This is a genomic window from Reticulibacter mediterranei (assembly GCF_016587455.1).
This window is the reverse complement of the sequence record NZ_BNJK01000001.1, coordinates 1,395,449-1,419,266: the sequence shown is the minus strand read 5'-3', so window position 1 is coordinate 1,419,266 and position 23,818 is coordinate 1,395,449. Positions and strand designations below refer to the sequence as shown.

Genomic DNA, 23,818 nt, shown 5'->3' with positions numbered 1-23,818 from the left:
TACCCTCTATCCCTTCGCACTCAATGCGGCTACGATTTTTTGTGCTGCGTCGCGCATGTCTTTACCCCAGTCCAGTCCTGCATCTTTCAACATCTCGCGCCCCTTTTCTGCCCCGGTACCGGACAGGCGAACGACGATGGGCATACCAGCGGGAAGGTCGGCCTGGGCCAGAATGACACCCTGAGCCACCTCTTCGCCGCGCGTAATGCCGCCAAAGATGTTGACCAGCACGCCCTTGACCTGAGGATCACGTGCTACAAAGGTAAGCGCTTTACGCATCACTTCGGCCTTCGCACCACCGCCAATGTCGAGGAAATTCGCGGGTTTGCCACCAACGCGAGCAACCATATCAAGCGTTGTCATAACCAGACCAGCACCGTTTCCGATGATGCCCACGTCGCCGTCCAGTTTGACATAGGTCAGCCCTTGCTCCTTGGCCTCGAACTCAATGGGGTTCGATTCTTCTGGCTCGGCCCACGAAGCAATTTCTTTATGTTTAAAGAGAGCGTTATCGTCAATGAGGATCTTTGCGTCGGCGGCCTGGACCTTACCATCGGCTGTCAGGGCCAGCGGGTTGATCTCTGCCAGGCTTGCATCGCTCTCAATAAAGGCTTTCGCAAGCGTTGCAAGGATGGCCCCTGCTTGGCGCAAAATTGCTTTGGGGAACCCTGCGCGCGCAACGATATCGATGGCTTCGAAGGGGCGTAGCCCCCAGTGCATATCGATTGGATACTGGATAATCTTCTCTGGCGTGGTTGCCGCCACTTCTTCAATATCTATACCCCCCTCTTTCGAGACCATGACAACAGGGGCTTGTGTTTTGCGGTCGAGGATAATGCCGAGGTAGTATTCTTCTTTGATGTCTATTTTTGAGACAACCAGAACTTTTTCTACCTTCAATCCTTTGATATCCATGCCCAGCACGCGCGCTGCGGCTGCGCGTGCCTCTTCTGGTGTATCTCCAAACTGGATGCCGCCAGCTTTGCCTCGTCCACCTACGTAAACCTGGGCTTTGATGACAACGGGGCCGCCAAGCTCACGGGCTATCGCTTCGGCCTCTTCTGGCGTATATGCGACACGGCCAGGTTGAACTGGTATGCCGTAACGTGCCAGGACTTCTTTGGCCTGATATTCGTGAATTTTCACCGAAATATTGCTCCTTGTGCTACATCTTTACCTGCTGTATGCCCCTATTGGGCAAGAAGAAGCGTCAAGTTATGGAACCATGCTAGCACTATCTTGCAGGGGTGTCAAGGATTGCCCGCGCCATCCCAGGGCTTTCCAGTTCTCCGCTCAAAGGGGTGCAGGGGTCTCCCTGCCGGGGCCTGGGGCGTCCCCAGTTTCCTTCCCTCCTTCGCGCGCCGCCGCAGGCGGCGCGCAAAAGAGAAGAAAAAAGGTTTTTGCGGGGACACCCCGCACCCCGGCAAAGGGCTGCCGCCCTCTGCACTCCTGCTAGATGGGAGAATTGGAAAGCCCTGCGCGCCATCCTCGCTCGCTACAAACGTGACGGGTAGCGAGCGAGGAGCATCCTTTACCGATACGCTTCTGCTTGCAGATTGAACAGTTCAGCGTAGTGACCATTCAGAGCCAGGAGTTCGTTATGATTGCCATATTCAATCACGCTCCCATTCTCTACCACTATGATGTGATCGGCGAGCCGGACCGTTGAGAAGCGATGGGAGATGAAGATGGCCGTTCGCCCTCTGGTCAGTTCGCGAATCTGGCTAAAGAGTTCGTACTCAGCTTTGGCATCCAGGGAGGCGGTCGGTTCATCCAGGATGAGCAACTGAGAGTTGCGCATAAAGCCGCGTGCTAAGGCGATTTTTTGCCACTCGCCCCCGGATAGCTCATGTCCTTTGCCACCCACCCCTTTAAACCAGTTGCCCAGCATTGAATGGTAGCCATCGGGCAACTTCGCGATAATCTCGTCTGCCCCACTTTTCGCGGCGGCTGTCTCGACGGCGATATGATCTTCGAGATAGGCGAGCTTACCTATCCCGATATTTTCTTGTGCCGTCAGGTAATAGCGCACATAATCCTGAAAGATGACCCCGATTTCTGTGCGCAACTCGCTCAGATCATAGTCGCGGATATCGCGTCCGTTCACGAATATCTGTCCTTCCTGGGGATCATAGAGCCGGGCCAGGAGCTTGACCAGAGTAGTTTTACCGGCTCCGTTGCGTCCAACAACGGCCAGTGTCTCGCCTGGACTGATGACGAAGCTGACATCGCGCAATGCTGGTTGTTCTGCCTCTGGATAGGAGAACGTCACGTGGCGGAACTCGATCCCCTGCTCAAACGGCTGTCGAAGCGGTTCGGGACGCTCCGGGCTGGTGATATCGGGCGTAAAAGCTAGCAGTTCAAAAAGGGTACTTAAATAGAGATTGTTTTCATACATGGAATTGATATCGTTGAGTAAGCTCTGGAAGGTGTTTTGCACCGAATTGGCCGCTTGCGTATAGAGCGTGACATCTCCCAGCGTAATCAAACCATAAAGCGCTCGGATTGCCACATAGAGAAAGGTGCCGCTACTTGCCAGGACGGTGAGCAAACCCCAGAGAAAGCCGCTGAGAGAGCGTCGGGTCAGCAGGTTGCGGTTCTCATTGTAAAAGCGTGTTGCGGTTGTTTGGAAGCGTTCGAGAAAAAAGCCGCCCAGATCGAAGATTTTGATCTCTTTATGGTAGGTGTCTGTGGTCATGAGATGAGTAAGGTAATACATTAATCGCTGGCTTGTTGCCTGTTTCTGCGTGAGCTTAAACCCTTCGCGTCCATATCTGGCATCGGAGATGAAGGCTGGAATGGGGGTCAGCAGCGCGATAACGGCGAGAAACCATTGAAGTTGTACAAGTAGTGCGACCATCGAGAGAAATGTGCAGAGGTTGCGGAGCAGATCAAAAACCCCGTCTACCATAACGACGGGACGAAATCCTGCCTCTTGTTGAGCATTGCGCAGCTTGTCATAGAATTGTGCCTGTTCAAAAAAGGTGAGATCGAGCGTGTTGGCGTGCTCCATAATCATATATTGGATGCGATTGGCGGTAGCAGTTTGCAGCAGTTGCCGATAGGTATTCGAGAGTGTGCTGAAGAGGTTGCTGAGGCCACTGATGATAAGCTGAATAATAGCGAGGAGCAGAATTGTGGGCAGATAGCTTCCTGCTGCTGACCCATGTTGAATGCCTGCTGTAATAGTGTCGATAAGAAGTTTCGTGATATAGATTGATAGAGCAGGTGTGCTTGCCTGTAAAAGAGTAAAGAGGCCGAGGCCGAGCGTTAGCAGCTGGTTGGTTTCCCAGACCAGCTTGAGTACCTGTCCTATGCCAACGATTGAACCACGTATGCTTTGTGCGAGGTTGTGGAGCCTTTCTCGTAGTGGTGGTTTCTTCCGTTCGTCGCGCTGAGCATTGGGATCGAAAGGAGAGATATAAATCATGTACTCCTGCTTTCATTACTATATTGCTCTGTAAAACTGTCGTTCACCCGTAATATAAATCGAAATATACGCGTAAAAGTTGCAACTTCTATCCAAAAGTGCGCCGAAATAGTTTCTTTTGTTGTTGGTACTCTGCTATAATAAGAAAAGTTTGTTTACATCCAATTTGAAGCTAGATGGTACGAGGAAGAAGTATGTACGATCACGTTATTGCGAAGTTAAGAGATTCATATAGCCATAAAAATCGAGTGGAGGAGCGAGACAAAGGCGAGGTGGCCCCCTGGAAAGTGGAAGAGCGGCAGCACTTTCTCTCTTTATTGCAACAGGAGGGCAAACAGCGTTTGCTGGAGGTTGGTTCCGGCCCTGGCAGAGATGGTAAGTTTTTTCAGGATCACGGTCTGGAGGTCATCTGTACCGATCTTTCGCCAGAGATGGTGCGTCTCTGCAAGCAGAAGGGGTTGACCGCCTACGAGATGGATTTTCTCAACCTGGATTTCCCCCTGGCATCTTTTGACGCTATTTATTCGCTGAACTGTTTGTTGCACGTACCGACGAAAACCCTTCCCGATGTATTGACAAAGCTGTATGATTTGCTCCGGCCTGGTGGTCTCTTTTACCTGGGTGTCTATGGTGGCATTGAACGCGAGGGTATTTGGCCTGAAGATAACCATGAACCGCGCCGCTTTTTTGCATACCATACCGATGATTATATGCGTCATATGACGGCGAAGTTCTTCATCCTACGCTCTTTCAAAGTCGTTCCCGTGTCTAAGACAGATGCCTTTCACTTTCAATCTATCGTATTGCAGCGTCCTTGTTGAAAAGGTAATAGCCTATGACGAAAAAAACGTCGGCAGCTTCCATTCCATCTTTTACAAAAAGGGCTGCCACACCTGCTTCTCTGTTTCCCGGCAGATGGACTCCTGTGCAGAGGCTGTGGTTTTCGCTTACGTTCATGATTATTGTTGGCCTGGTGATTTCAGGGGTGATCGCCCTGATTATTAATTATTGGCTCAACAGTACGCGCTTCACTCCCAATTCCACAAATGCTACAACCTCCATCATCGCTACGTTGGATGTGCAGCGTGCCTCCTTGTATGCCGGATTGGAGATGACCATTAAGAACGCCCAATCTGCTCAAACTTTTGTAGATGATACCGTTCCCTCTTCATCTAAAGTTGTGCGGCTGAATATGCATGTAGCTAATCCTACGAACAATCAAATTTCACTATTGTATTACGAGATTGCACGTTTGCTTGCTCCCCATATACAGCCAATTGCCCCTCTCAACGTCCATCTCTCAGCCGCCACACAGCCAGGGAAGGAGGACAGTGGGTGGATTGATTTTCCATTCTCCGATCACCTGCAACTCGATACACTGACATTACAATTAGGTTCCAGCGCCCTGCATGAAACGATGGTTCTTATCCCGTTGAAGGCAAAATTTGACCCCAAACACTTTATTACGAAATCTTCCCCTCAATCTCTTGCTATCTCTTATAATTTTAATGGCAACCTCTTATCCTATTATCTCAAAAGCGTGGATGTTGCGTATGCTTATCAGGGAAGGCAGGCAAGGGCCGGACAACAATTTTATGTGCTGCATTTCCTGGTTGACAATCCAAACGGCGTTGATGCGTCGCCAGGATTGGGCTACGACTATATCCGGCTCGTGGTGCTGGGGTATAGCCAGCCACCCATCGATAGCACGTTGTCCGCGACATTCAAACATGCAACACGTGGGATGAGTGGAAACGTGGTATTTGTGGCTCCTGTGGGGATGAAAACGATAACGGTTGGTTTTCGCTCTCAATTTGGCGGTCCACAGCAGAATTATGTGGTGCGCCTGATGAAATAAGCGGAGGGACAAGGTGCTATTCGTCATATGCGGCACCTTGTCCCGATAGTAGCGTGCGGAGCATTAGCTACGGATAAACGCGAGTACCTCGTCTCGTTTCTGTTCCATCAGTGCTTGATTATTGGCTTCGAGATTCAGGCGCAAAAGTGGCTCTGTGTTGGAGGGACGTACATTGAACCACCAATTGCCGTAGTCGACGGTCAGGCCATCCAGGTGATCCACCGATTGCGCGCCTTTGCCAAACTTCTCCTCTAGCGCCTGCAATTTGCTCTGCGCGTCGCTGACCTTGCTATTGATCTCGCCGCTGCGTATTCCTCGATCGAGCGGCTTGATGATTTCTGAGAGCGGCTTATTCTCTACAGAAATGAGTTCCAGGACGATCAAGAGCGCGATCAGCCCGGAGTCGGCAAACCAGTTGTCGCGGAAGTAGAAATGGCCGGAGTGTTCGCCACCGAAGATGGCATTGAGTTTGCGCATATCAGCTTTGATGAAGGAGTGTCCGACGCGGGTGCGTACGGCTTTACCGCCCAAATCCTCGACCAGCGCGGGCACGCTTTTCGAGACGATCAGATTATAGAGGATGGTCGAACCCGGATATTTATGCAACAGGCTATTCGCCACCATCGCCGTTACCTGTGAGCCATCAATCAGGTCGCCATGCTCATCAACCGGGAACATGCGGTCGGCGTCGCCATCAAAGGCGGCCCCCACATCTGCTCCGGTCTCGCGTACCTTCTTTTGCAGATCGACCTTATTTTCTGGCTCAATCGGGCTGGCCGGGTGGTTGGGGAAGCTGCCGTCTAACTCAAAGTAGAGTGGGATGAGCTGGCATGGTAGATGCTTGAAGACGCGTGGCAACATCAAACCCGCCATACCGTTTCCTGCATCCACCACGACTTTGAGCGGCCTGAGCTTGCTGACATCGATAAAGGAGAGCGCGTGTTGAACATAATCTTCGATGATGTCTCGCTTGCTGACCTGACCTTTGTGGTCCGGCTCGCTAAAGTTGCCGCTAACGGCCAGATCGCGAATATCGGCCAGGCCGGTATCCAGGCTTACAGGTGCAGCCTGCGCCCGACAGAATTTCATGCCGTTGTCTTTCCCCGGATTATGGGAGGCCGTAATCATGACCCCGGCAGGATAGTTGAACTTGCCAACGGCAAAGTAGAGTGCGTCGGTCGTGACCATGCCAAGATCAACGGCATTGACCCCCTGGTCGGTGATGCCACGAATGAGGGCGGTGGCCAACTGCGGCGATGAGAGACGCATATCGCGTCCAACTGCAATCTCTGGCACGTTAAGATATTGCGCGGCGGCTCGCCCAATCTTATAGGCAACGTCGTCTGTGAGGTTTTCTCCGTATACGCCGCGTATATCGTAGGCTTTGAAGAGAGCTGGATCAACGTTTGTGCTGGGTATATTCATCTTACAATCAGGCATTTGCTCTTGCCACATTGTTGTTACCGGAGCAAATGCACGACTCCTTTCTCTATTTACAACGTGATGCTGTGGTCAGGGTTTGTATTGATCGTTTAGATCTCGTCCCGGTTTAGGGAGCCTGAGATTTCCAGATTTCGAGCAGCACCCAGGGATCGCCACCACTACGAGGATCATAAATTTGACCAACTTCAACGAAGTTGGCTTTGGCAAATGCGCGGCGTGATGGATGATTCGCCAGCGCGGTCTCTGCATACACGCGAACAATATTTGGGAAGGTGAAGAGGTGCCGTACGAGCGTGCGAATGGCTTCCGGTCCGTAGCCCTGACCCCAGCGCGGTTTTTCGCCCAGACCCAATCCTAGTTCAACCTGCCCGAGGCGATAGTCGAGGTTAAAATAGGTAATGGTACCAATCGGTGTGTGCTGTTCGTCATCGATAATGAACCAGTATTGCCGGCCATTCCCGCGTATATAGTTGCGCTCAAATATTGGCAGGAACTCTTTCATCGTCCGTGAATATGGTCTATGAGGATCATACCGCCAGACTTCATCATCCCGTTCCCATTTAAAAACATCGGGCGCATCATTCAGGACAGGACGACGCAGGTAGACCCGTTCACCGTGAAGAGGCTCTTGTGTTGTTTGTCGCCCTCGTTTGTCGCGTTGTATTTCTGTCATTATAACCCCGCTTCGTGCGCGAAACTTGTACCTGCCTTGAGAGTGCCCACAGCGAAGGTCTGTGCCAACGTCTGACCGAGATCGGCAAATGTTGAGCGTATTTTCAGATTGACCCCTGGATGTATCGGTTGTCCATAGGCAAGCAGCGGTACATATTCGCGTGTATGGTCCGTTCCGCGATAGGTTGGGTCTACGCCGTGATCGGCGGCGAAAAAGAGTGCATCGGTTGGCTGCATCAGACGTTGCACCTGGGGAACCCAGGCATCGACATCTCGCAACGCCTGAGCATAACCCTCGCTATCGCGGCGATGGCCCCAAAGCATATCGAATTCTACCAGATTCACGAAAAGCAGCCCTTCAAAGTCTCGCTCAAGCCAGCGCAACGTCGCGGCCATCCCCTCGCGATTGGTTTCTGTGTGGTCCCTTTGCGTCAATCCACGACCGGCAAAAAGGTCTTCAATTTTGCCGATGCCAACCACTTCTTTCCCGGCTGCCTTGAGGAGATCCAGCAAGGTTGTTCCCAGCGGAGCCAGGGCAAAGTCTCGGCGATGCTCTGTGCGCTGAAACGCTCCGGGGGTGCCGATAAATGGGCGAGCAATCACGCGCCCAACGGCATGTTCGCCTGTTAACATATCACGTGCAATCTGGCACATACGATACAATTCGGCAAGTGGAATGATGTCCTGGTGAGCGGCGACCTGGAAAACACTGTCGGCTGAGGTATAGAGGATGGGAGAGCCAGTGCGTATATGTGCTTCGCCCAGCTCTTTGATGATCTCGGTGCCAGAAGCCACTTTGTTACCCAGCACACGTCGTCCAATTGCCTGTTCAAATGCCTGCACGATATCTGGTGGGAAGCCATGTGGATAGGTGGGGAGCGGCTTTTGTAGCACAACGCCCATCATTTCCCAATGACCGGCAACGCTATCTTTGCCTGCTGCTATGGCCCTCATTTTGCCATAGGCTCCTGCTGTGTCTGCGCGTGGTGGGGTGCCAGCTATCGGAGTGACGTTCCCTAATCCGAGACTGCCCAGATGAGGAAGTTCCAGCCCTCCAATTGCTTGAGCGCAGTGTTCGAGCGAGCTTGCACCTTTGTCTCCATAGACCTGAGCGTCGGGATTGGCCCCTGCGCCAACACCGTCAAGCACAACAACTATCGCTCTTCTTAATTGTGTCATCGCTTTGTCAACCTCGTTGTTTCTAAGCGTTTATACTGTGGTAACGGTTCTCCAATGAGTGGCAACGCATACTCATAAAAGCTCTGCGTGACCATTGTTTTGCTCTCGTCCAGGTACTCTGCCGGGAGCAAACGTTGCACGTTCGCGATCTCTGTCAGATCAATCAGATCTGTCGTACAGTGGTATGACGGCTGATCGTGACGAACGAGCGTGACCATTTTATCGCTTTCTCCACTGAGCGCAGCCAGCGTTCCCATTTGACCTACCAGATAGGCCTCTTGCTGGTCAGTCACTGAAATACATGTGGAAGCCATGCGCTGTAGATCCCCGGGTTTATCGAAACGTGCACGCAGTTTTAAGTGCTGCTTGACTAACTCTACCAGATTTTGTGCCGCTCCACTGAGCAAAGGGTGTTGAAAAGCGTCGGTGCCAACCTGACCAACAGTGCCGAGCGCCTGTCCCTTTTCGTCGCGAATGGTTTCTGCGGCAACAATAATAACATATCCGATGCGTCGATAAATTTCCTCGACCTGCGTCAGAAAACGATCCGCGCTAAATGGGTGCTCCGGTGTGAGAATGATATGCGGCGGATCTATCTCATCGCGTTTCCCCAGCGCCGAAGCAACGGTGAGCCATCCAGCATCGCGCCCCATTGTTTCGATCACCTTGACCGGGTAATGCCAGGGGATGGAGATCGTATTCATCGTCGAATCCATCGTTGCCAGAGCCAGAAAGCGCGCTGCACTGCCATAACCTGGGCAATGGTCGGTATGCGGGAGGTCGTTATCAATGGTCTTGGGAACGCTAATAATGGAGAGGTCGTAGTTGCTCTGGTGTGCCGCCTTGCTCAGACGATGAGCTGTGTCGGCTGAGTCGTTGCCGCCAATGTAGAGCATGTAGCGGATGTTGTAGCGACGGAATATCTCTATAACATGCTCAAGGTCGTTATCCTGTAATTTATAGCGACAGGAGCCTAGCGCTGCCGATGGTGTATGTCGGAGCTGTGGCCAGAGCGAGGCCGGTTGCTGACGTAAATCTATGATATCTTCTTTAAGCAATCCTTCGATGCCATGCAACATGCCGTAAATGCCATCAACTCGTTTGTCTTCCAGAGCCGCTTCAACGACTCCAACCAGACTTGCGTTGATGACGGCTGTTGCGCCGCCTGACTGCCCGATGATCAGGTTTCCTCTTGGTGTTGGTGTCAATGGATACCCCCAGATTCAAAATAGCCTTTTCAATGCCATTATAGCAAGTGAGAAGATAAGCGTCGAGTGGAAATGCTTCTTCGCTTGTGGTTTTCCTTGCTGACGTGTTAGTATAAATACTACGGGTGCCTTTTACTCAAATATTACATCTATCAACGTGAATAATATGATGAAACACAGAATTATTCTTGACTGTGACCCCGGCCATGATGACGCCATTGCTCTATTGCTTGCCGCGCATCATCCTGCCATTGATCTTCTTGCTATTACTACGGTTGCTGGCAACCAATCAGTTGAAAAAACAGCGCTCAATGCTCTGAAAATCTGTTCTCTTGCCAATATTCGCCATGTACCGATTGCAAAGGGGATGGATCGTCCGTTGCTACGGCCAGCACGTTACGCTGAGAATATTCATGGCGCGTCGGGCCTGGATGGTCCACATATTCCCGATCCTGATCTTGCCTTGACTTCACAACATGCTGTCGATCTGATTATTGATCTCGTGATGGCTTCTGCTGGCGATATAACACTAGTGCCTACAGGTCCGCTTACCAACATTGCCGCTGCTATGCGCCGGGAACCAGAGATCATTCCGCGTATCAAAGCTATTTCATTAATGGGGGGAGCGATTGGCCTGGGGAACACGACTCCCGCAGCCGAGTTTAACATCTGGTGTGACCCGGAGGCGGCGGCTATCGTTTTTGGTTCTGGCTGTCCAATTACGATGGTTCCTCTGGAGGTTACGCATCAAGCCCTCGCTACTGAAGATATTGTGCAGAGGTTACGCGCTTCTGGTCGCACTATCGCCAGCGTCGTTGCCGATTTGCTTGTGTTCTTTGCAGAGACGTATCGCAATGTGTTTGGCTTCTCTTCTCCGCCTGTCCATGATCCATGCGCTGTTGCTGCCGTCATCGATCCTACCATCTTGCGATCACATCAGATGCATGTTGAGATCGAGACCGTGGGGCAATGGACGGCGGGCAGAACGATCTGTGATGTGTATGGGCAACTGGGAATGGCGGCCAATGTGCAGGTTGGCTACGCTCTTGATGTCCCGCGCTTCTGGGAAATGCTTATTACGACATTGTTGACCTATGATTAAATCTGGTAATCCATCTCACCATTCCAACCCTGCGTCAACTCTTCGTGCTTCACGAGCGCTTCGCCACCCTTAACAAGCAATTCGGCAGGCTTGGCGGCAACGACTGAGTTGGGGGCAACCGGCTCAAGCACAAGCGCCATCGCGCCTATCTTGCTGCCCTTACCAATGGTGATCGGTCCCAATATTGCTGCGCCAACGCCAATATGTACGTCGTCTTCGATGGTAGGGTGACGCTTCTGTTTGCTGCCTGGACTGGGACGCCACCAGCCGGTTGCTCCCAGCGTTACCTGGTGGTACAGCATGACATTGTCGCCAATGACCGTTGTCTCGCCAATGACGATGCCCGCGCCGTGATCGATGAAGAAGCGCTTCCCTATTTGCGCACCTGGGTGAATCTCTATACCGCCCGTCATAAAACGAGCAAATTGTGATATCAGGCGTGGTAGAAGTGGAATATGGGCATTGTAGAGGGCATGAGCAATGCGGTGATAAAAAATTGCCCAAAGACCCTGGTAGAGCAGCGCCTCAAAGATATTGTGGCAGGCAGGATCTTTCTCAAAAATAACATCGATAGCATCGGGCCAGCGCGTGCGGCGACGTGGTGTTTCGCCTGGGGCTGGTATAAAGACGCCCGGAGGCAGTTCTGGAAGATGCGAAAGATCCGTTTCCTCTATCTGATTTTCGGTTTCCCCTGAAATGCTTTGTGGTCCCTGCGACATGGGTACTTTTATCCTTTTCAACCGTGAGCTAGTAATGCTTTCATCCACTCTAGTATCGAGTGTATGGCAGGGAGTAATGCTTGTCAAGGGGAATGTTCTGGTTGTGCTGCCTGATCGAGCCGTCACAGTTGCCGATCAAGAGAGGTGATAGGACACATTGTTTAGTACTGTCTCATAAAATATATGTTCTTCAATATATCCGAAAGAGATTTCATTTTGCTCGCTCTGGCTATTGACAAGTTGCTGCTAGTTCGCTATACTGTCGCTGTGCTGAGAGGCGCAGTGTGGTGGCCGTAGCTCAATAGGTGGAGCTCTGGATTGTGGCTCCAGTGGTTGTGGGTTCGAGCCCCATCGGTCACCCCGAAACAAACAAAAACCGGAAGCATTTCGATGCCTCCGGTTTTTTGTGTGCAAAAAGAGGCTACACTGCCGCGTTTTATCAATATATCGACCAACTTTCCCTCTCAGTTCTTTGCGACAAATTTGCGACAATTACGTGATGTGACTGCGACAAGTCTTTGGTACAGTAGTTTCAGGGTCAGTAGTATTTTTTGAGGGGAGGGGTGATCGCTCAAATTGCTTGCGCACGTTGCAAGATATATCAAAAAGGAAAATAAAATGAATTGGAATAACGAACCGCGACAGGATTTCGCTACTCAACGTGAATATTCAGGCTATACAGGTAATTACGAACAATCATCTCAAGTGTTTGAACAGCAGCAATCGCAGCAACAGCAACAGGAAGCCTATCGACCAGAGTTTCAATCCGCGCAGATGAATGGACAGGTGCCGGGTTATCCTCCTCTGTTTGCGTCGGCTCAACCGATGGATGGAGCGCGGCTTGGCGCTGCTTTAAGCTATGGCCTGGGTTGGCTTTCTGGCCTGCTTTTCTTCCTTTTTGCCGGTGAAAATCGCTATATTCGCTTCCATGCATTGCAATCGATAGCGTTTTTTGGAGCTATTAATTTACTTGATATGATAGTTCCTCTGCTCTGGGTAGGAATGAGAGGTTTGCATGCTCCCTGGCTGTTTCTCCTGAGTTTTTTCTTCCTGATGGTGGTGAATCTCATCGGTTTCGTTGGTTGGCTTGTGGGCATTATCCAGGCTGGGAGAGGTACATATTACAAACTGCCTTTTGTTGGCGAATATGTAACAAGGCGCATGAACTGGAATACGATAAAATAATACAAACAGGCTTTTTCACATATGAAAGACAATATATGAAAAAGCAGTGAATAGACCTGACATAGACATGGAGAGTTTGGGTGACAGATGTATTCTATGGTACGATACACTGTAATCCGAACTTTATTGTTTATGTTCGATGCATGTTTCAGGTGAGACCTGGGTATGACAACAATTTTGCTGGTAGAAGATACCTATGATCTGGCACAGGTAATCATACGAGAATTAGAAGCGAGTGGGTATCATGTGTTGCACGCCACTGATGGTGTGACGGCATTGCGGCTCCACTCCAGGGAGCGTCCCGCGCTGGTTATTCTCGATTGGATGATCCCTAAGATGGACGGATTGGAAGTATTGCGTCGTTTACGTCAAACAGCCCCTACTCCAGTTCTGATGATCACGGCTCGTGGCGAGGAGACTGATCGCGTGGTTGGTTTGGAGCTGGGAGCCGATGACTATCTGACCAAGCCGTTCAGCATGCGCGAGTTCATTGCGCGCGTGCGTGCATTGTTGCGTCGAGCCGAACTGGTCCAGCAGATCCTCCATGCTGACCATAGCGGTTCTGTATCGATGTTAACCTATGGTGCTCTGCAACTTGATCCCCAGGCTCATCAGGTCGCACTTGAGGGTATTCAACTGGATCTTAGCCCCACCGAATTTGCATTGTTACACTTACTCTTGCGGAGTCCTGGTCGTGCTTTTAGCCGCTCATATTTGCTCGATACAGTTTGGGGTGAAACGTATGCTGGTGGTGATCGCTCAGTGGATAACACTGTTCTGCGCCTGCGCAAAAAGTTGGGCGCGCTTGGCGATGCAGTAGAGACCGTATGGGGAATAGGTTATCGATTACGCCCTGAAAGGTCATCATGATGCGTCGTTGGTCCTCTTTGTTCTTTCGAGTTGGCCCTATACGAGCGCTACTCGAAGCGCTTGTATTAAGCTTCCTTGTCTGGGGGATCATATCGGTCTTTGCCGGGAGCGGACAGGGGATTGCGCCTTTTATGAACGCTCACGTGCTGGCTGATCCTCTTTTTCTCTTCTGGTTTGCCCTGCGTTTACGACCTTTTAAAGGGCACTGGTGGCGACAGACCATCATCACACTCTTGATAGGTGGTGGTATGAGCCTTGCTCTCGCCGCCGTCTTCAGATTTCTGTTTGATAAAACGTATGCTCGCTTTCCAGGCGAGTATGCTCAATTGGCTTTTCCCGTTACATTTGCTATTATCCTCCTCAATTTTGGAGCCTATTTTGCCGGACGTATTGGGCCGCGCATACTCATGTTCTGGGATCAACTCAGACGTACACGCTTGATCTGGGCCTTGACTCATGCTCAGGTCATGGTAGTGGCGTTTGGCGCTGGTGTGTTGATTATTGCCGCCGACCTGATCCTGATTTTGACGCACAGTGGACCCGGTTTCAGGATCATATCTACGACGGTGGGCCTGTTGATCGTCAGCGTCATCACGATGATTGCCATTGTGCCGCCGTCAGCGCTTTTCTCATACTTCGCGATGCATCGTACCATTAACCGCGTGCAGGCGCTCACTATGGCGACCAGCTCGCTGCGCGATAGCAATTATGCCGTGCGTGTCTCCGTCAAGGGAGAAGACGAAGTGGCACAGTTACAGGCAGATTTCAATACGATGGCCGCCAATCTTGAAAGCGCTATGCATGAATTGCAGGAAGAACGCGACACCGTCTCCTCGCTCTTGCAGTCGCGTCGTGAACTGATTGCCAGCGTCTCCCATGAGTTAAGAACGCCCGTTGCAACTTTACGTGGTTATCTGGAAACAACCTTGATTCATTGGGACGACATTTCTCTTGCGACGTTGCATCATGATTTGCGGGTGATGGAAGATGAAGTGGTACATCTGCAAAAGCTGGTGGAGGATCTCTTCACGCTGGCTCGATCGGAGGTTGGTAGGCTTGCATTACAATGTAAGCCTACCGATGTTGGCAATATGATTCGGCGTATTGTGGATGCCAGCGTCTCCTTAGCCTGGACAAAGAGCAAGATTGATCTGGTGGCTGAAGTGCCAGACGACACTCCCGTTGTTTTCGTTGATCCTGTTCGCGTGGAACAGGCAATACAAAACCTGCTGCATAACGGCTTGCGTCATACGCCTCCTGGCGGCATTATTGCGGTCGTTGTGCTGGTAGAAGCAGAGGTTGTGGTTATTCAGGTGAAGGATACTGGCGAGGGAATTGCTCCACATGATCTTCCTCATGTCTGGGAACGTTTTTATCAGGCCGAAAGTGCGCGAACGGGGATGGGGGGCGGCAGCGGATTAGGATTGGCGCTGGTGAAGGAGTGGGTGGAGGCAATGGGTGGAATGGTCTCGGTTGAAAGCGTCCCCGGCGAAGGCAGTTGTTTTAGCATCCGCTTCCCCGCGATGCAGCAGGTAAAGCTGGTAGAAAGTGAGGCATAGGGGAAAACATGCTTCCCCTATGCTTAAATTCGTCAGAGAGGTCTATGCTAATGATCAGTTCCATTTAAGCGCCTGAGTATAAATCTGCATGCTGGCACTATCGCGTGTGTCAGACCAGATTGCATGAGTAACATCATCAGGCCCGGTGACGAGCTGGTTATAATCGCCGAAGAAGACGCAATTGGGCGTGCCAATGCAGGGATTGAACGGCGTCGCGCTGACAGCTTGCTGTTTTGGGAATGTTTGTCCTCCATCTGTCGATTTGCCCACGAAGTATTCCAGCTTGATGTTAAGCGGATCTTTGCGGCCATCATACCAGCCTACATAGACGTTCCCCCGTGTATCGGTTGAGGCCCAGGGAAAAATGTGGTCTTTCCCGCTATCGAAAGCATCGTTATTGACGCGTGCGATAGTTGCAGCACTATTTGTTGTATTCACGGTAGCCAGATAAACGCTTGGCGCTCCGCTCACCTTGCCCGAACCAACTTGAGTGGCAGAAAAAGCACAATAGGCGGTATTTTTAAAGATGCTGCATCCTGGAGCGATCGTTCCTCGGTCGCGAAACTGCCAGTTAGGATTGCTCAGCCCTGAATACTGGAAGGTGGTTACTGGAGTCGGGTTAACCGTCCAGGTATTTGCGACGAGCGATGACTCGTACATGGCAATGGTGGGATAATTAGTAAAATCCTCAAAGAAAATATGCGCCATTCCGCGACTATCGATGACCATATCGGCAAATTGTGCTTGCGTGAATGGGCCACTCGCCAGTTTAGGGGGAGAAAAGGGCAGATTCACTCCTGCGGCATCAGATTCCAGGATAACCGAAGAGTAAGCTGGAACGGTGATCGTATCATGCTTACATGGTTGTGCCGCGTGACAAAAGTAGGTGTAATAGACATAGATGCTATTCTTTGTCGGACTGCTGTTGACTGTGTCAACTGTAATGAGTGGCTTATCGACTGCGGCAGCGCAATTATCTGTTGTTAGCGCGCCAATGCCATGACAGGGAGCGTAATCGATACTGGTTGGTACGATGCTGGTGTTGTTTCCATTATTGGTTCCCTGTACCACTTCAATTTCACTATCGAAGTTAAAGTATCCTGTTGTGGCGTCAGAGAATGTATTCCCGGATATATTGCTGAAAAAGACATGCCCCTCACGATCAAATGCGCTTCCTGGATTGCTTTGATAGTCGTATGGAGCAAATGTCGCTGTATCTATGCCGGCTGCCATCGTATCGTCGCTCCATGTCCGTCCACCATCGGTTGTGATATGGTAATACACATGGTTAAAATTCTGGCGAAAATCGCTGGTGGCAACTACCATATTGTTGCCATTGATGGGGTCGATGGCAGCGCTTACTCCCGCTTTCGGCCATCCATTATGGTCTTGATTCACTTTGATATTTGTCGTTGCGTTCGTAGCGGGCTTTTTGGCTGGCGTGTGCTGCATCTTCCTGGCAAATGCCTGCATGGTTGCATCTGTCACCAGTTGTTGCGAAAAGAACGGAGCTTTGTGCTGTTTTGCCATCAAAGAGACGTAGTTTTGATAGGTGTTTGTTGATTGCTCAGATCCAGCTGCCTGGACGTTGACAATTGTATGTGGCAGGGCGATGCTGGTGAGAAAACCGAAAAACAGCGCAGGCATCAGCAAAATACCTGTGACGCTTTTCCAATGGATGAGAAGCCGTCTCATGTGTAATAAACCTTTCCTTACTTCCACCTGTCCCTCAAAATACTTGAACGAATAGAAATAGACTAAAAATCTATTCTGTCGGCCTTTAATAAAGATACTCTTGAAACATGAAATTGTCAAATCTTACCGGTATTTGTATGCATATTTCTATAAGTCTGTTTTTAGTGGAGTGAGTGAGGTAAGCCCGGTAAAATGACGTGTGGCGAGTGCTTGATGAGATATTTTCTGAGGGGATTGTGCTATAATGAGAGGCATATTTGAGAGATGAAAGGATGTGTGTAGCATGCAAGGCTCTCAAGCCATTCATCGCAACCCTGTACGTTGGGGCATTTTGAGTGCGGCCAACATTGGCGTCAAAGCTGTGGCACCCGCTATTATAGCCTCCTCTAATGGTCAACTCGTGGCCGTTGCTAGCCGTGATGAGAAACGGGCGGCAGAGGCATATGCTTTTGCACCTGGGGTGCGTATTTATAGTGATTATGAACAAGTCATTCAAGATCCAGAAATAGAAGCTATTTATAATCCTTTACCCAATAGTTTGCATGCCGAATGGACTATCAGGGCATTGCAAGCGGGAAAACATGTCTTATGTGAAAAGCCTCTTGCTGTAACGGCACGGGAGGCCACTTCAATGGTAGAGGCAGCGCATACACATAATGTATTGCTGATGGAAGCGTTTATGTATCGTTTCCATCCGCAAATTGTATGGGCTTTAGAGCAGGCACATAGCGGCGTTGTTGGTCCTATCAGGCTTGTGCGAGCTTCGTTCTCTTTTGATCTGCGCTCACATCCAGAGAATATTCGCATGAATGCGGAATTGGCTGGCGGTTCTCTCATGGATGTTGGTTGTTACCCTGTCAACCTGTGTCGTGCTGTGTATGGGCACCCTCCACAGGCGGTCGCTGCTCGCGTCCATGTCCCCAGAGTTGGTAGCGTCGATATGGCAACAAATGCCGTGTTAGATTTTGGCGATGGTCGCTTTGGTTTGATCGACTCTAGTTTTGAGCTAACAGGTCGGCAATCGGCTGAAATTATCGGTGAACTGGGAACGATCACTATTCCTGTTCCTTTTGTACCAGGTATCCGTGAAACAACTGTCTTCGTGACAAAAAATGGACAAATGAACGAACAAACATTCGCTGTTATCGATCAATATCAACTGGAAGTAGAGCATTTTGCCGATTGCATCCGTTCTCAGGAGGAACCAGCCCGGCGTTTAAGCGAAACGTTGGAAAATATGGCAACTATTGAGGCTATTTATCAGGCGGCTGGTCATGAATGGCCTATTGTTTAGGCAATTTTTTAACCCTTCCATTCAAATTTGCAGGTTTTTTATTGACGATGTCACTGCTTTCATCGTTTAGATAGTAGGGCTTGCAATTTTACGAATATAGCAGGGACGTTCTCTTAGTAGAAAGAGGATTGCCCTGAACAGCTTCTCATTAGTGCAAAGTATGTGTACCAAAGTATCGGCCATAGCGTGTAACCGATGACAAACTTTTACCATATTTTGCGGTCGGGCTTCTCATCACGGCTATTTTCGTTTGTTCGTTGACGTTGGCGCACCTGGCTTCTACTTCTAAAGGAGTGTTGGGTGTACTGTTAGTGTAGAGGTCTTCATTGCCTGGATGGGGCAGTGAAGTATTCCTTGCAGGAGGGCTGTATGATGGATGCAATCATTGGACGGTACAGAGCGCGTATGGAAGAGAGTGGGCTTGTTCTCAGGCATGCATCGGGCATCAATTTTGATTTGACGCCGGAGGAGACATTAGGGCTGCTTGATTTCATTAACGCCTATCGTCAGACGTTGCTCTTTCTTCAGGAGCGCGAGCGCGATATGTTGCAGGACGTATCACGCGATACCGACCCGGAGATAGAGCGTATTATTATCGAGCGGGACGACAAGTAACTATTGAAATAAGGAAGCTTTCTGGTGAACAGCATCGATTTCGGCTTGATGCTCAGACAAAATGATCCTGAGTATTCGTTCAATGAACTGATGGATTTCAACCGGAGCTGTATTGAAGCTCTTACGGCGGGCTTCTCTACGTTGTGGTTGGAGGATCATTTACAGGTGGGAACTACCGATGCTTTGGAGTGTGTTACGACACTTAGCTATCTCGCAGCTCAGTATCCGCGCTTCAAAGTTGGATCTCTCGTGCTTGCACAATCTTATCGTAATCCGGCGTTGCTGGCAAAGATGGTCGCCAATTTATATGCTCTCTCCGGGGGCCGCGTCATTCTTGGATTGGGAGCCGGCTGGAAGGAGGATGAATATCGTGCTTATGACTATCCATTTCCTTCCATTAAGACGCGCATGGAACAGTTGGAGGATACCATCCAGATCATTCGTGCTTTGTGGAGTAGCCAGCCAGCAACGTTTGCAGGACATCACTATCACATTCAGGACGCCTATTGCGCTCCTCAGCCAGCGGCCCCTGTTCCACTGTTGATCGGCGGCGGCGGCGAGCAGCGTACTCTGGCTCTGGTTGCTCGCTATGCAGATTGGTGGAATTTCAATTCCTGTCCACCTGAGCAATATGCTCACAAGCTTTCGATTCTCAAGCAGCATTGTGCGCAGATTGGCCGCGATCCTGCTGAGATCAAGCTCACCTATCTGAGTACGATCAGCGTCTCCGAAGATCCTACGAAAGTGCAACGACATCCACAGAAGCACTATATTGCTGGCAATGCCGCCGAAGTGACGCAGGAGATAGAGCAATTTCGTGCGCTTGGCATTTCTCATTTTATGTTCCGCATTCTGGATATGGAGTCGTTAAAACATTTTGTGGCTCGTGTTGTACCAAACTTTCTCTGAAGCCACTGCATACGGAATAGCAAGTCAGCAATATATAACTGAGTAATATTGTTGGCTCGCTATTCTGCATGAGAGCAAATCTGCATGACTATAATTTGCGCGACAAAATCACCCCGGTATTCAGCCCTACCGTATGCAATCCTCCAAAGAATCGAGCATGCTCCATTTTTATGCATCTATTCTGAACAAAGATCAATCCCGCATCCTGTACCCTTTTTCCGGTTTCATCATTGCGAATACCCAGTTGCAGCCAGACAACCTTTGCACCAATCTTTATGGCTTCTTCTGCAACTGGAAGTGTGTCTTCGGCTTTGCGGAAGACATCGACAATCTCGATCTCTTCCCCGGCAGTTTTTGCCTCGCTCAACGAAGCATATACCTGTTTGCCCAGAATCGTTTGCCCTGCATAGCGTGGGTTGATCAACACGATATTGTAGCCCTCTGCTTGAAGATAGATGGCGACAAAGTGGCTGGGACGATACTGATCCGCAGAGATGCCGACAATGGCAACATGTCGATAGCGTTGTAACAATTTCAGCCGCTCATACATATCAGGCGTGAGCGGAGTTGGCGATGTTTCTATACCCATTCAACTATCCTTCATGTGACTATGCTTTTGAGGCAGCATGCAGCGCTTTATCCAGATCCCACAAAATATCCTCGATATTTTCAATGCCTATCGACAGACGGATAAGATCAGGAGTTACGCCACCCGCTAATTGATCTTCTTCTGACAACTGTTGATGCGTCGTGCTGGCCGGATGGATAATCAGGCTGCGGGCATCGCCGACGTTCGCGAGATGGGAGAAGAGCTGAACGCTATTAATGAGCGCCTTTCCTGCTTCATAGCCTCCCTTGACCCCAAAGGTAAAGATTGAGCCAGCCCCGCGCGGTAGGTAGCGTTTCGCTCGCTCGTGGGAGGGATCATCGGACAAACCAGCATAGCGAACCCAACTGACGGCGGGATGCTCATGGAGAAACTGAGCAACGCGCAGAGCATTTTGACAGTGCCGGTCCATGCGGAGCGAGAGCGTTTCCAGGCCTTGTAGCAGCATGAACGCATTGAAGGGGCTGAGGCAGGCACCTGTATCGCGCACTGTCTCGCACCTGGCCTTCATACAGAAACAGAAATCCCCGAAGGTTTCGTAGAAGCGTACGCCATGATAGCCGGGCGAAGGATCAACGATATGTGGAAACTTGCCATTATCCCAGGGGAACTTGCCCGATTCGATCAAGACGCCCGCTATGGAGTTGCCATGTCCACCAATAAATTTGGTTGCCGAATGCACAATGATGTCTGCCCCGTGTTCAAATGGGCGGCAGAGGTACGGCGTGGCAAAGGTGTTATCGATGATCAAGGGAACCCCGGCTTCATGCGCAATATCGGCGACAGCGCGAATATCGAGGATATCTCCCTGCGGATTGCCAATCGTTTCACCGTAGAGGGCGCGTGTGCGTGACGTGATTGCCTTGCGGTAATTTTCAGGATCGGTGCTGTCAACGAAAATGGTATTGACTCCCCAGGTGCGCAGCGTCAGGTCAAACTGAGTATGGGTGCCACCATAGAGGCTGCTGGAGGAGACGATTTCATCGCCCGGTCGCAGGAGCGTCATCATCGTTGCCATCTGTGCAGCCATACCGGAAGCGGTTGCGAGGGCACCTGTTCCACCTTCCAATGCTGCGACACGCTCTTCAAAAGCAGCCGTTGTGGGGTTCATAATTCGTGTATAGATATTGCCAAAACGTTGTAGTGCAAATAAATGGGCCGCATGTTCCGTATCATCAAAAACAAATGAGGTGGTTTGATAAATTGGCACAGCACGCGCTCCCGTCGTCGGATCTGGTCGCTGCCCAGCATGGACTGAGAGGGTGTCGAAGCCAAAGATATGATCGCTATCGATTTCCGGCATGATCTCTTCTCCCCAAATTGAATATCTTTTCTACTATGGTATCACATCGTTTATCATCTGCTGTGAACTCAACTGAAAGCCGATCAGATCAGTTGATAGTGAGCTTATTCGACTAAAAGAGTGACCGATTCTGTCCTTCTTCAGAAGTATACTTTCTCTGTTGGTGGATATGTGAAATACATCATTAATGAGGAGGACAGTATGGCAGAGCGGATTCTGACGCTGCACGAACTCAACCGCGCCACCCTTGCCCGTCAACTGTTGTTGGAGCGAGCATCATTAACCACTCTAGATGCTATCAAGCAGATTGCTGGCTTGCAAGCTCAGTTAGCCAATCCCCCATATATTGGCCTGTGGAGCCGCTTGCACTCTTTTCAGCGCGACGATCTAACTCGCTTGCTTGAGCAGCGATTGGTGGTAAGAACGTCGATGATGCGTCGAACCCTCCATCTGACGACGGCAGAGGATTACATGCACTTTCGTCCTGCCCTCCAGATAATGTATCACCGCCTTCTGCACACCTACTTTAGCAAGTACCGCATCAATGATTGCGAAAAGGAACATCTGGAGGTCACCATGCGATCGTACCTGCAAGAAAAGCCACGCACAAATGTTGATCTACGCGCAAAACTTGCGGAGATGGCCCCCGGTATGGATGAGCGCCTGCTCTATATAGTGCGTATGAGCATTCCACTGATTCAGGTCTTTCCCGGTGGTGTCTGGGGCGTTGGCGGTAGTCCGGCCTATACGGAAGCCCCGGCCTGGCTCGGGCGCTCGTTTGCCTCCTCAGAGATGGGCCTGCGCTCTCTTATTCTGAGCTATTTGACGGCTTTTGGCCCCGCCAGCGTCAAAGATATCCAGAGCTGGTCGGGATTAACCAGACTTCAGCCAGCCGTCGATGCGCTGAGGGCAGAACTGATGGTCTTGCGCGATGAGCAGGGGCGCGAACTCTTTGACGTGCCAGGCGCTCCGCTGCCCGCGGCCGAGACGCCCGTTCCTGTTCGCTTCATGCCAGATTTTGACAACCTCCTCCTCGCCCATCATGACCGCCGGCGTATTATAGCGGATACATACCGTCCATTTGTCTTTCCTGGCAATTCGATGGTGCTGCCAACCTTTCTCATTGATGGCTTTGTGCGTGGTGTATGGAAAATCGAACGCACCACAACAGGAGCAAAGCTATTGATTCAACCATTTGAGCAGTTGACAAACAGCACTTGTGAGGTGCTACGAGCGGAAGGTGAACATCTGTTGCACTGGGTGGCGGAGAGAACGACAAATTTAGAAGTTGTATTACAGACATATGATGGTACATTGAGCGGACAAAATATGTGGGGACGCATCTAAACGCTGCGCTGCTCAACTGGGGAGCAGAGCAGAGACTTGTGTGGGATCAGTGGACAACGGAAAAGGGCGACGCATTCGGTGCGCGTGTCGAGTCTTTCCTTACCGATCCCGCAGACGAGCCAGATCAGGCAAAATGGGAGACTGAGGTGGCTATTCGGATCAAGGATGAGCCAGCTCAATAGCCCTGAAAGACACTGTGATCGCGCCTTGCATGTCTACGTTTCCCCTCTCTCCACAGTGTAAGTTACTAGACACATACTTTTTGACAAAGAAGAAAAGAGGGGATTGTTATGGATGCCGTGCAAATATTGGAGAGTAGCCATGCAAGAGTACTTGAGACGCTAGATGATCTGTCGGAACCGCTATGGGATGTGCCGGGCGTTTGTGGCGAGTGGTCGGTGAAGGATATCGTAGCTCACCTGGCTTCATATGAGCGCGTGGTCATTGATGTGCTGAAGACGTTCCAGGGCGATGAGCCAACACCTTATCTGCTGCGCTACTTTGCTGATAATGATGAGTTCAACAAAGCTCAGGTGGAGGCGCGCAAATATCTCACGGCGCAACAGATCATGAACGAGTATCACGACGCCGAAGTGCAGAGTGCATCGTTACTGGCGCAAATTCCCGCCGATGTTGTGCAGCAGGTGGGTACATTGCCCTGGTATGGTCCAGAGCATTGCCTGAAGGATTTTATCGGCATACTCTATCAACATACCTGTGAGCATTGCGATCAAATCGTCCAGTTTCGGCAGCAGCAAAGCCTGGGTGTCTGAAAACTAAAAAGAGGTCATGAAAAGCAAGTGATGGCTTTCATGACCTCCTT

At 50.6% G+C, this 23,818-nt stretch carries 22 protein-coding genes and 1 tRNA gene; 13 read left to right on the top strand and 10 right to left on the bottom strand.

Annotation, left to right across the window (positions count from 1 at the left end; genetic code table 11):
- Window positions 1–6: 6 nt before the first annotated feature.
- Both sucC and K3T83_RS06300 read right to left on the bottom strand, forming a co-directional pair.
- A complete protein-coding gene (gene sucC, locus K3T83_RS06305) occupies window positions 7–1,146 on the bottom strand; it encodes an ADP-forming succinate--CoA ligase subunit beta (protein WP_220202125.1) in 1,140 nt (379 codons plus the stop codon).
- A 385-nt stretch (window positions 1,147–1,531) separates the two neighbouring features.
- The gene (locus tag K3T83_RS06300) at window positions 1,532–3,430 is read right to left on the bottom strand and encodes an ABC transporter ATP-binding protein (RefSeq protein WP_220202124.1); all 1,899 of its coding nucleotides are present in this window, start codon (window positions 3,428–3,430) and stop codon (window positions 1,532–1,534) included.
- Between the two features lie 194 nt (window positions 3,431–3,624).
- Between K3T83_RS06300 and K3T83_RS06295 the strand changes: the two genes are divergently transcribed.
- Both K3T83_RS06295 and K3T83_RS06290 read left to right on the top strand, forming a co-directional pair.
- Window positions 3,625–4,251 carry a class I SAM-dependent methyltransferase gene (locus K3T83_RS06295; protein WP_220202123.1) on the top strand — a complete coding sequence of 209 codons (627 nt, stop codon included), beginning with the start codon at window positions 3,625–3,627 and terminating at the stop codon, window positions 4,249–4,251.
- A gap of 14 nt (window positions 4,252–4,265) precedes the next feature.
- Window positions 4,266–5,288, top strand: coding sequence for a hypothetical protein (locus K3T83_RS06290; protein WP_220202122.1), 1,023 nt, complete (start codon window positions 4,266–4,268; stop codon window positions 5,286–5,288).
- A gap of 63 nt (window positions 5,289–5,351) precedes the next feature.
- Here K3T83_RS06290 and K3T83_RS06285 read toward each other — a convergent pair whose 3' ends face one another.
- From K3T83_RS06285 to K3T83_RS06270, 4 genes are all read right to left on the bottom strand, one after another.
- A complete protein-coding gene (locus K3T83_RS06285) occupies window positions 5,352–6,728 on the bottom strand; it encodes a phosphohexomutase domain-containing protein (protein WP_236064836.1) in 1,377 nt (458 codons plus the stop codon).
- A 109-nt stretch (window positions 6,729–6,837) separates the two neighbouring features.
- Window positions 6,838–7,404 carry a GNAT family N-acetyltransferase gene (locus K3T83_RS06280; RefSeq protein WP_220202121.1) on the bottom strand — a complete coding sequence of 189 codons (567 nt, stop codon included), beginning with the start codon at window positions 7,402–7,404 and terminating at the stop codon, window positions 6,838–6,840.
- Window positions 7,404–8,582, bottom strand: a complete 1,179-nt coding sequence (locus tag K3T83_RS06275) for a phosphopentomutase (protein ID WP_220202120.1) — start codon at window positions 8,580–8,582, stop codon at window positions 7,404–7,406. The genes K3T83_RS06280 and K3T83_RS06275 overlap by 1 nt, the downstream gene beginning before the upstream one ends.
- Window positions 8,579–9,790 (bottom strand): 6-phosphofructokinase, encoded by a 1,212-nt coding sequence (locus K3T83_RS06270; protein WP_220202119.1) that lies wholly within the window; start codon window positions 9,788–9,790, stop codon window positions 8,579–8,581. The genes K3T83_RS06275 and K3T83_RS06270 overlap by 4 nt, the downstream gene beginning before the upstream one ends.
- A gap of 166 nt (window positions 9,791–9,956) precedes the next feature.
- Between K3T83_RS06270 and K3T83_RS06265 the strand changes: the two genes are divergently transcribed.
- Entirely contained in the window at window positions 9,957–10,892 is a 936-nt protein-coding gene (locus tag K3T83_RS06265) for a nucleoside hydrolase (protein ID WP_236064835.1), read from the top strand.
- On the opposite strand, the gene epsC is transcribed toward K3T83_RS06265, so the two are convergent.
- A complete protein-coding gene (gene epsC, locus K3T83_RS06260) occupies window positions 10,889–11,611 on the bottom strand; it encodes a serine O-acetyltransferase EpsC (RefSeq protein ID WP_220202118.1) in 723 nt (240 codons plus the stop codon). The two genes, K3T83_RS06265 and epsC, sit on opposite strands and share 4 nt — an antisense overlap.
- Window positions 11,612–11,898: 287 nt before the next feature.
- Here epsC and K3T83_RS06255 point away from each other — a divergent pair.
- The 4 genes from K3T83_RS06255 (at window position 11,899) to K3T83_RS06240 (ending at window position 15,225) form a co-directional block, all read left to right on the top strand.
- Window positions 11,899–11,971, top strand: a tRNA-His gene (locus tag K3T83_RS06255).
- Window positions 11,972–12,229: 258 nt separating this feature from the next.
- On the top strand, window positions 12,230–12,796 hold the full coding sequence (locus tag K3T83_RS06250) for a DUF4870 domain-containing protein (protein WP_220202117.1): 567 nt from the start codon (window positions 12,230–12,232) through the stop codon (window positions 12,794–12,796).
- A 165-nt stretch (window positions 12,797–12,961) separates the two neighbouring features.
- The gene (locus K3T83_RS06245; RefSeq protein WP_220202116.1) at window positions 12,962–13,666 is read left to right on the top strand and encodes a response regulator transcription factor; all 705 of its coding nucleotides are present in this window, start codon (window positions 12,962–12,964) and stop codon (window positions 13,664–13,666) included.
- Complete coding sequence (locus K3T83_RS06240) at window positions 13,663–15,225, top strand: sensor histidine kinase (protein ID WP_220202115.1); 1,563 nt, start codon at window positions 13,663–13,665, stop codon at window positions 15,223–15,225. Before K3T83_RS06245 ends, K3T83_RS06240 begins: the two co-directional genes overlap by 4 nt.
- A gap of 54 nt (window positions 15,226–15,279) precedes the next feature.
- Here the strand turns inward: K3T83_RS06240 and K3T83_RS06235 are convergent, their stop codons facing one another.
- Entirely contained in the window at window positions 15,280–16,920 is a 1,641-nt protein-coding gene (locus tag K3T83_RS06235) for a hypothetical protein (protein WP_220202114.1), read from the bottom strand.
- Window positions 16,921–17,203: 283 nt separating this feature from the next.
- Between K3T83_RS06235 and K3T83_RS06230 the strand changes: the two genes are divergently transcribed.
- The 3 genes from K3T83_RS06230 (at window position 17,204) to K3T83_RS06220 (ending at window position 19,738) form a co-directional block, all read left to right on the top strand.
- Window positions 17,204–18,214, top strand: a complete 1,011-nt coding sequence (locus tag K3T83_RS06230) for a Gfo/Idh/MocA family protein (protein WP_220202113.1) — start codon at window positions 17,204–17,206, stop codon at window positions 18,212–18,214.
- A gap of 369 nt (window positions 18,215–18,583) precedes the next feature.
- On the top strand, window positions 18,584–18,829 hold the full coding sequence (locus K3T83_RS06225; protein ID WP_220202112.1) for a hypothetical protein: 246 nt from the start codon (window positions 18,584–18,586) through the stop codon (window positions 18,827–18,829).
- A gap of 24 nt (window positions 18,830–18,853) precedes the next feature.
- Window positions 18,854–19,738 carry an LLM class flavin-dependent oxidoreductase gene (locus K3T83_RS06220; protein ID WP_220202111.1) on the top strand — a complete coding sequence of 295 codons (885 nt, stop codon included), beginning with the start codon at window positions 18,854–18,856 and terminating at the stop codon, window positions 19,736–19,738.
- Between the two features lie 88 nt (window positions 19,739–19,826).
- Here K3T83_RS06220 and K3T83_RS06215 read toward each other — a convergent pair whose 3' ends face one another.
- Together K3T83_RS06215 and K3T83_RS06210 are read right to left on the bottom strand one after the other, a co-directional pair.
- The gene (locus K3T83_RS06215; RefSeq protein ID WP_220202110.1) at window positions 19,827–20,327 is read right to left on the bottom strand and encodes a CoA-binding protein; all 501 of its coding nucleotides are present in this window, start codon (window positions 20,325–20,327) and stop codon (window positions 19,827–19,829) included.
- A 19-nt stretch (window positions 20,328–20,346) separates the two neighbouring features.
- Entirely contained in the window at window positions 20,347–21,648 is a 1,302-nt protein-coding gene (locus K3T83_RS06210; RefSeq protein WP_220202109.1) for an O-acetylhomoserine aminocarboxypropyltransferase/cysteine synthase family protein, read from the bottom strand.
- A 201-nt stretch (window positions 21,649–21,849) separates the two neighbouring features.
- On the opposite strand from K3T83_RS06210, the gene K3T83_RS06205 reads away from it, so the two are divergent.
- The 3 genes from K3T83_RS06205 (at window position 21,850) to K3T83_RS06195 (ending at window position 23,768) form a co-directional block, all read left to right on the top strand.
- Window positions 21,850–22,995 carry a winged helix DNA-binding domain-containing protein gene (locus K3T83_RS06205; RefSeq protein ID WP_220202108.1) on the top strand — a complete coding sequence of 382 codons (1,146 nt, stop codon included), beginning with the start codon at window positions 21,850–21,852 and terminating at the stop codon, window positions 22,993–22,995.
- A complete protein-coding gene (locus K3T83_RS06200) occupies window positions 22,980–23,177 on the top strand; it encodes a GyrI-like domain-containing protein (RefSeq protein WP_220202107.1) in 198 nt (65 codons plus the stop codon). Before K3T83_RS06205 ends, K3T83_RS06200 begins: the two co-directional genes overlap by 16 nt.
- A 108-nt stretch (window positions 23,178–23,285) precedes the next feature.
- Window positions 23,286–23,768, top strand: coding sequence for a DinB family protein (locus K3T83_RS06195; RefSeq protein ID WP_220202106.1), 483 nt, complete (start codon window positions 23,286–23,288; stop codon window positions 23,766–23,768).
- Window positions 23,769–23,818 lie beyond the last annotated feature (50 nt).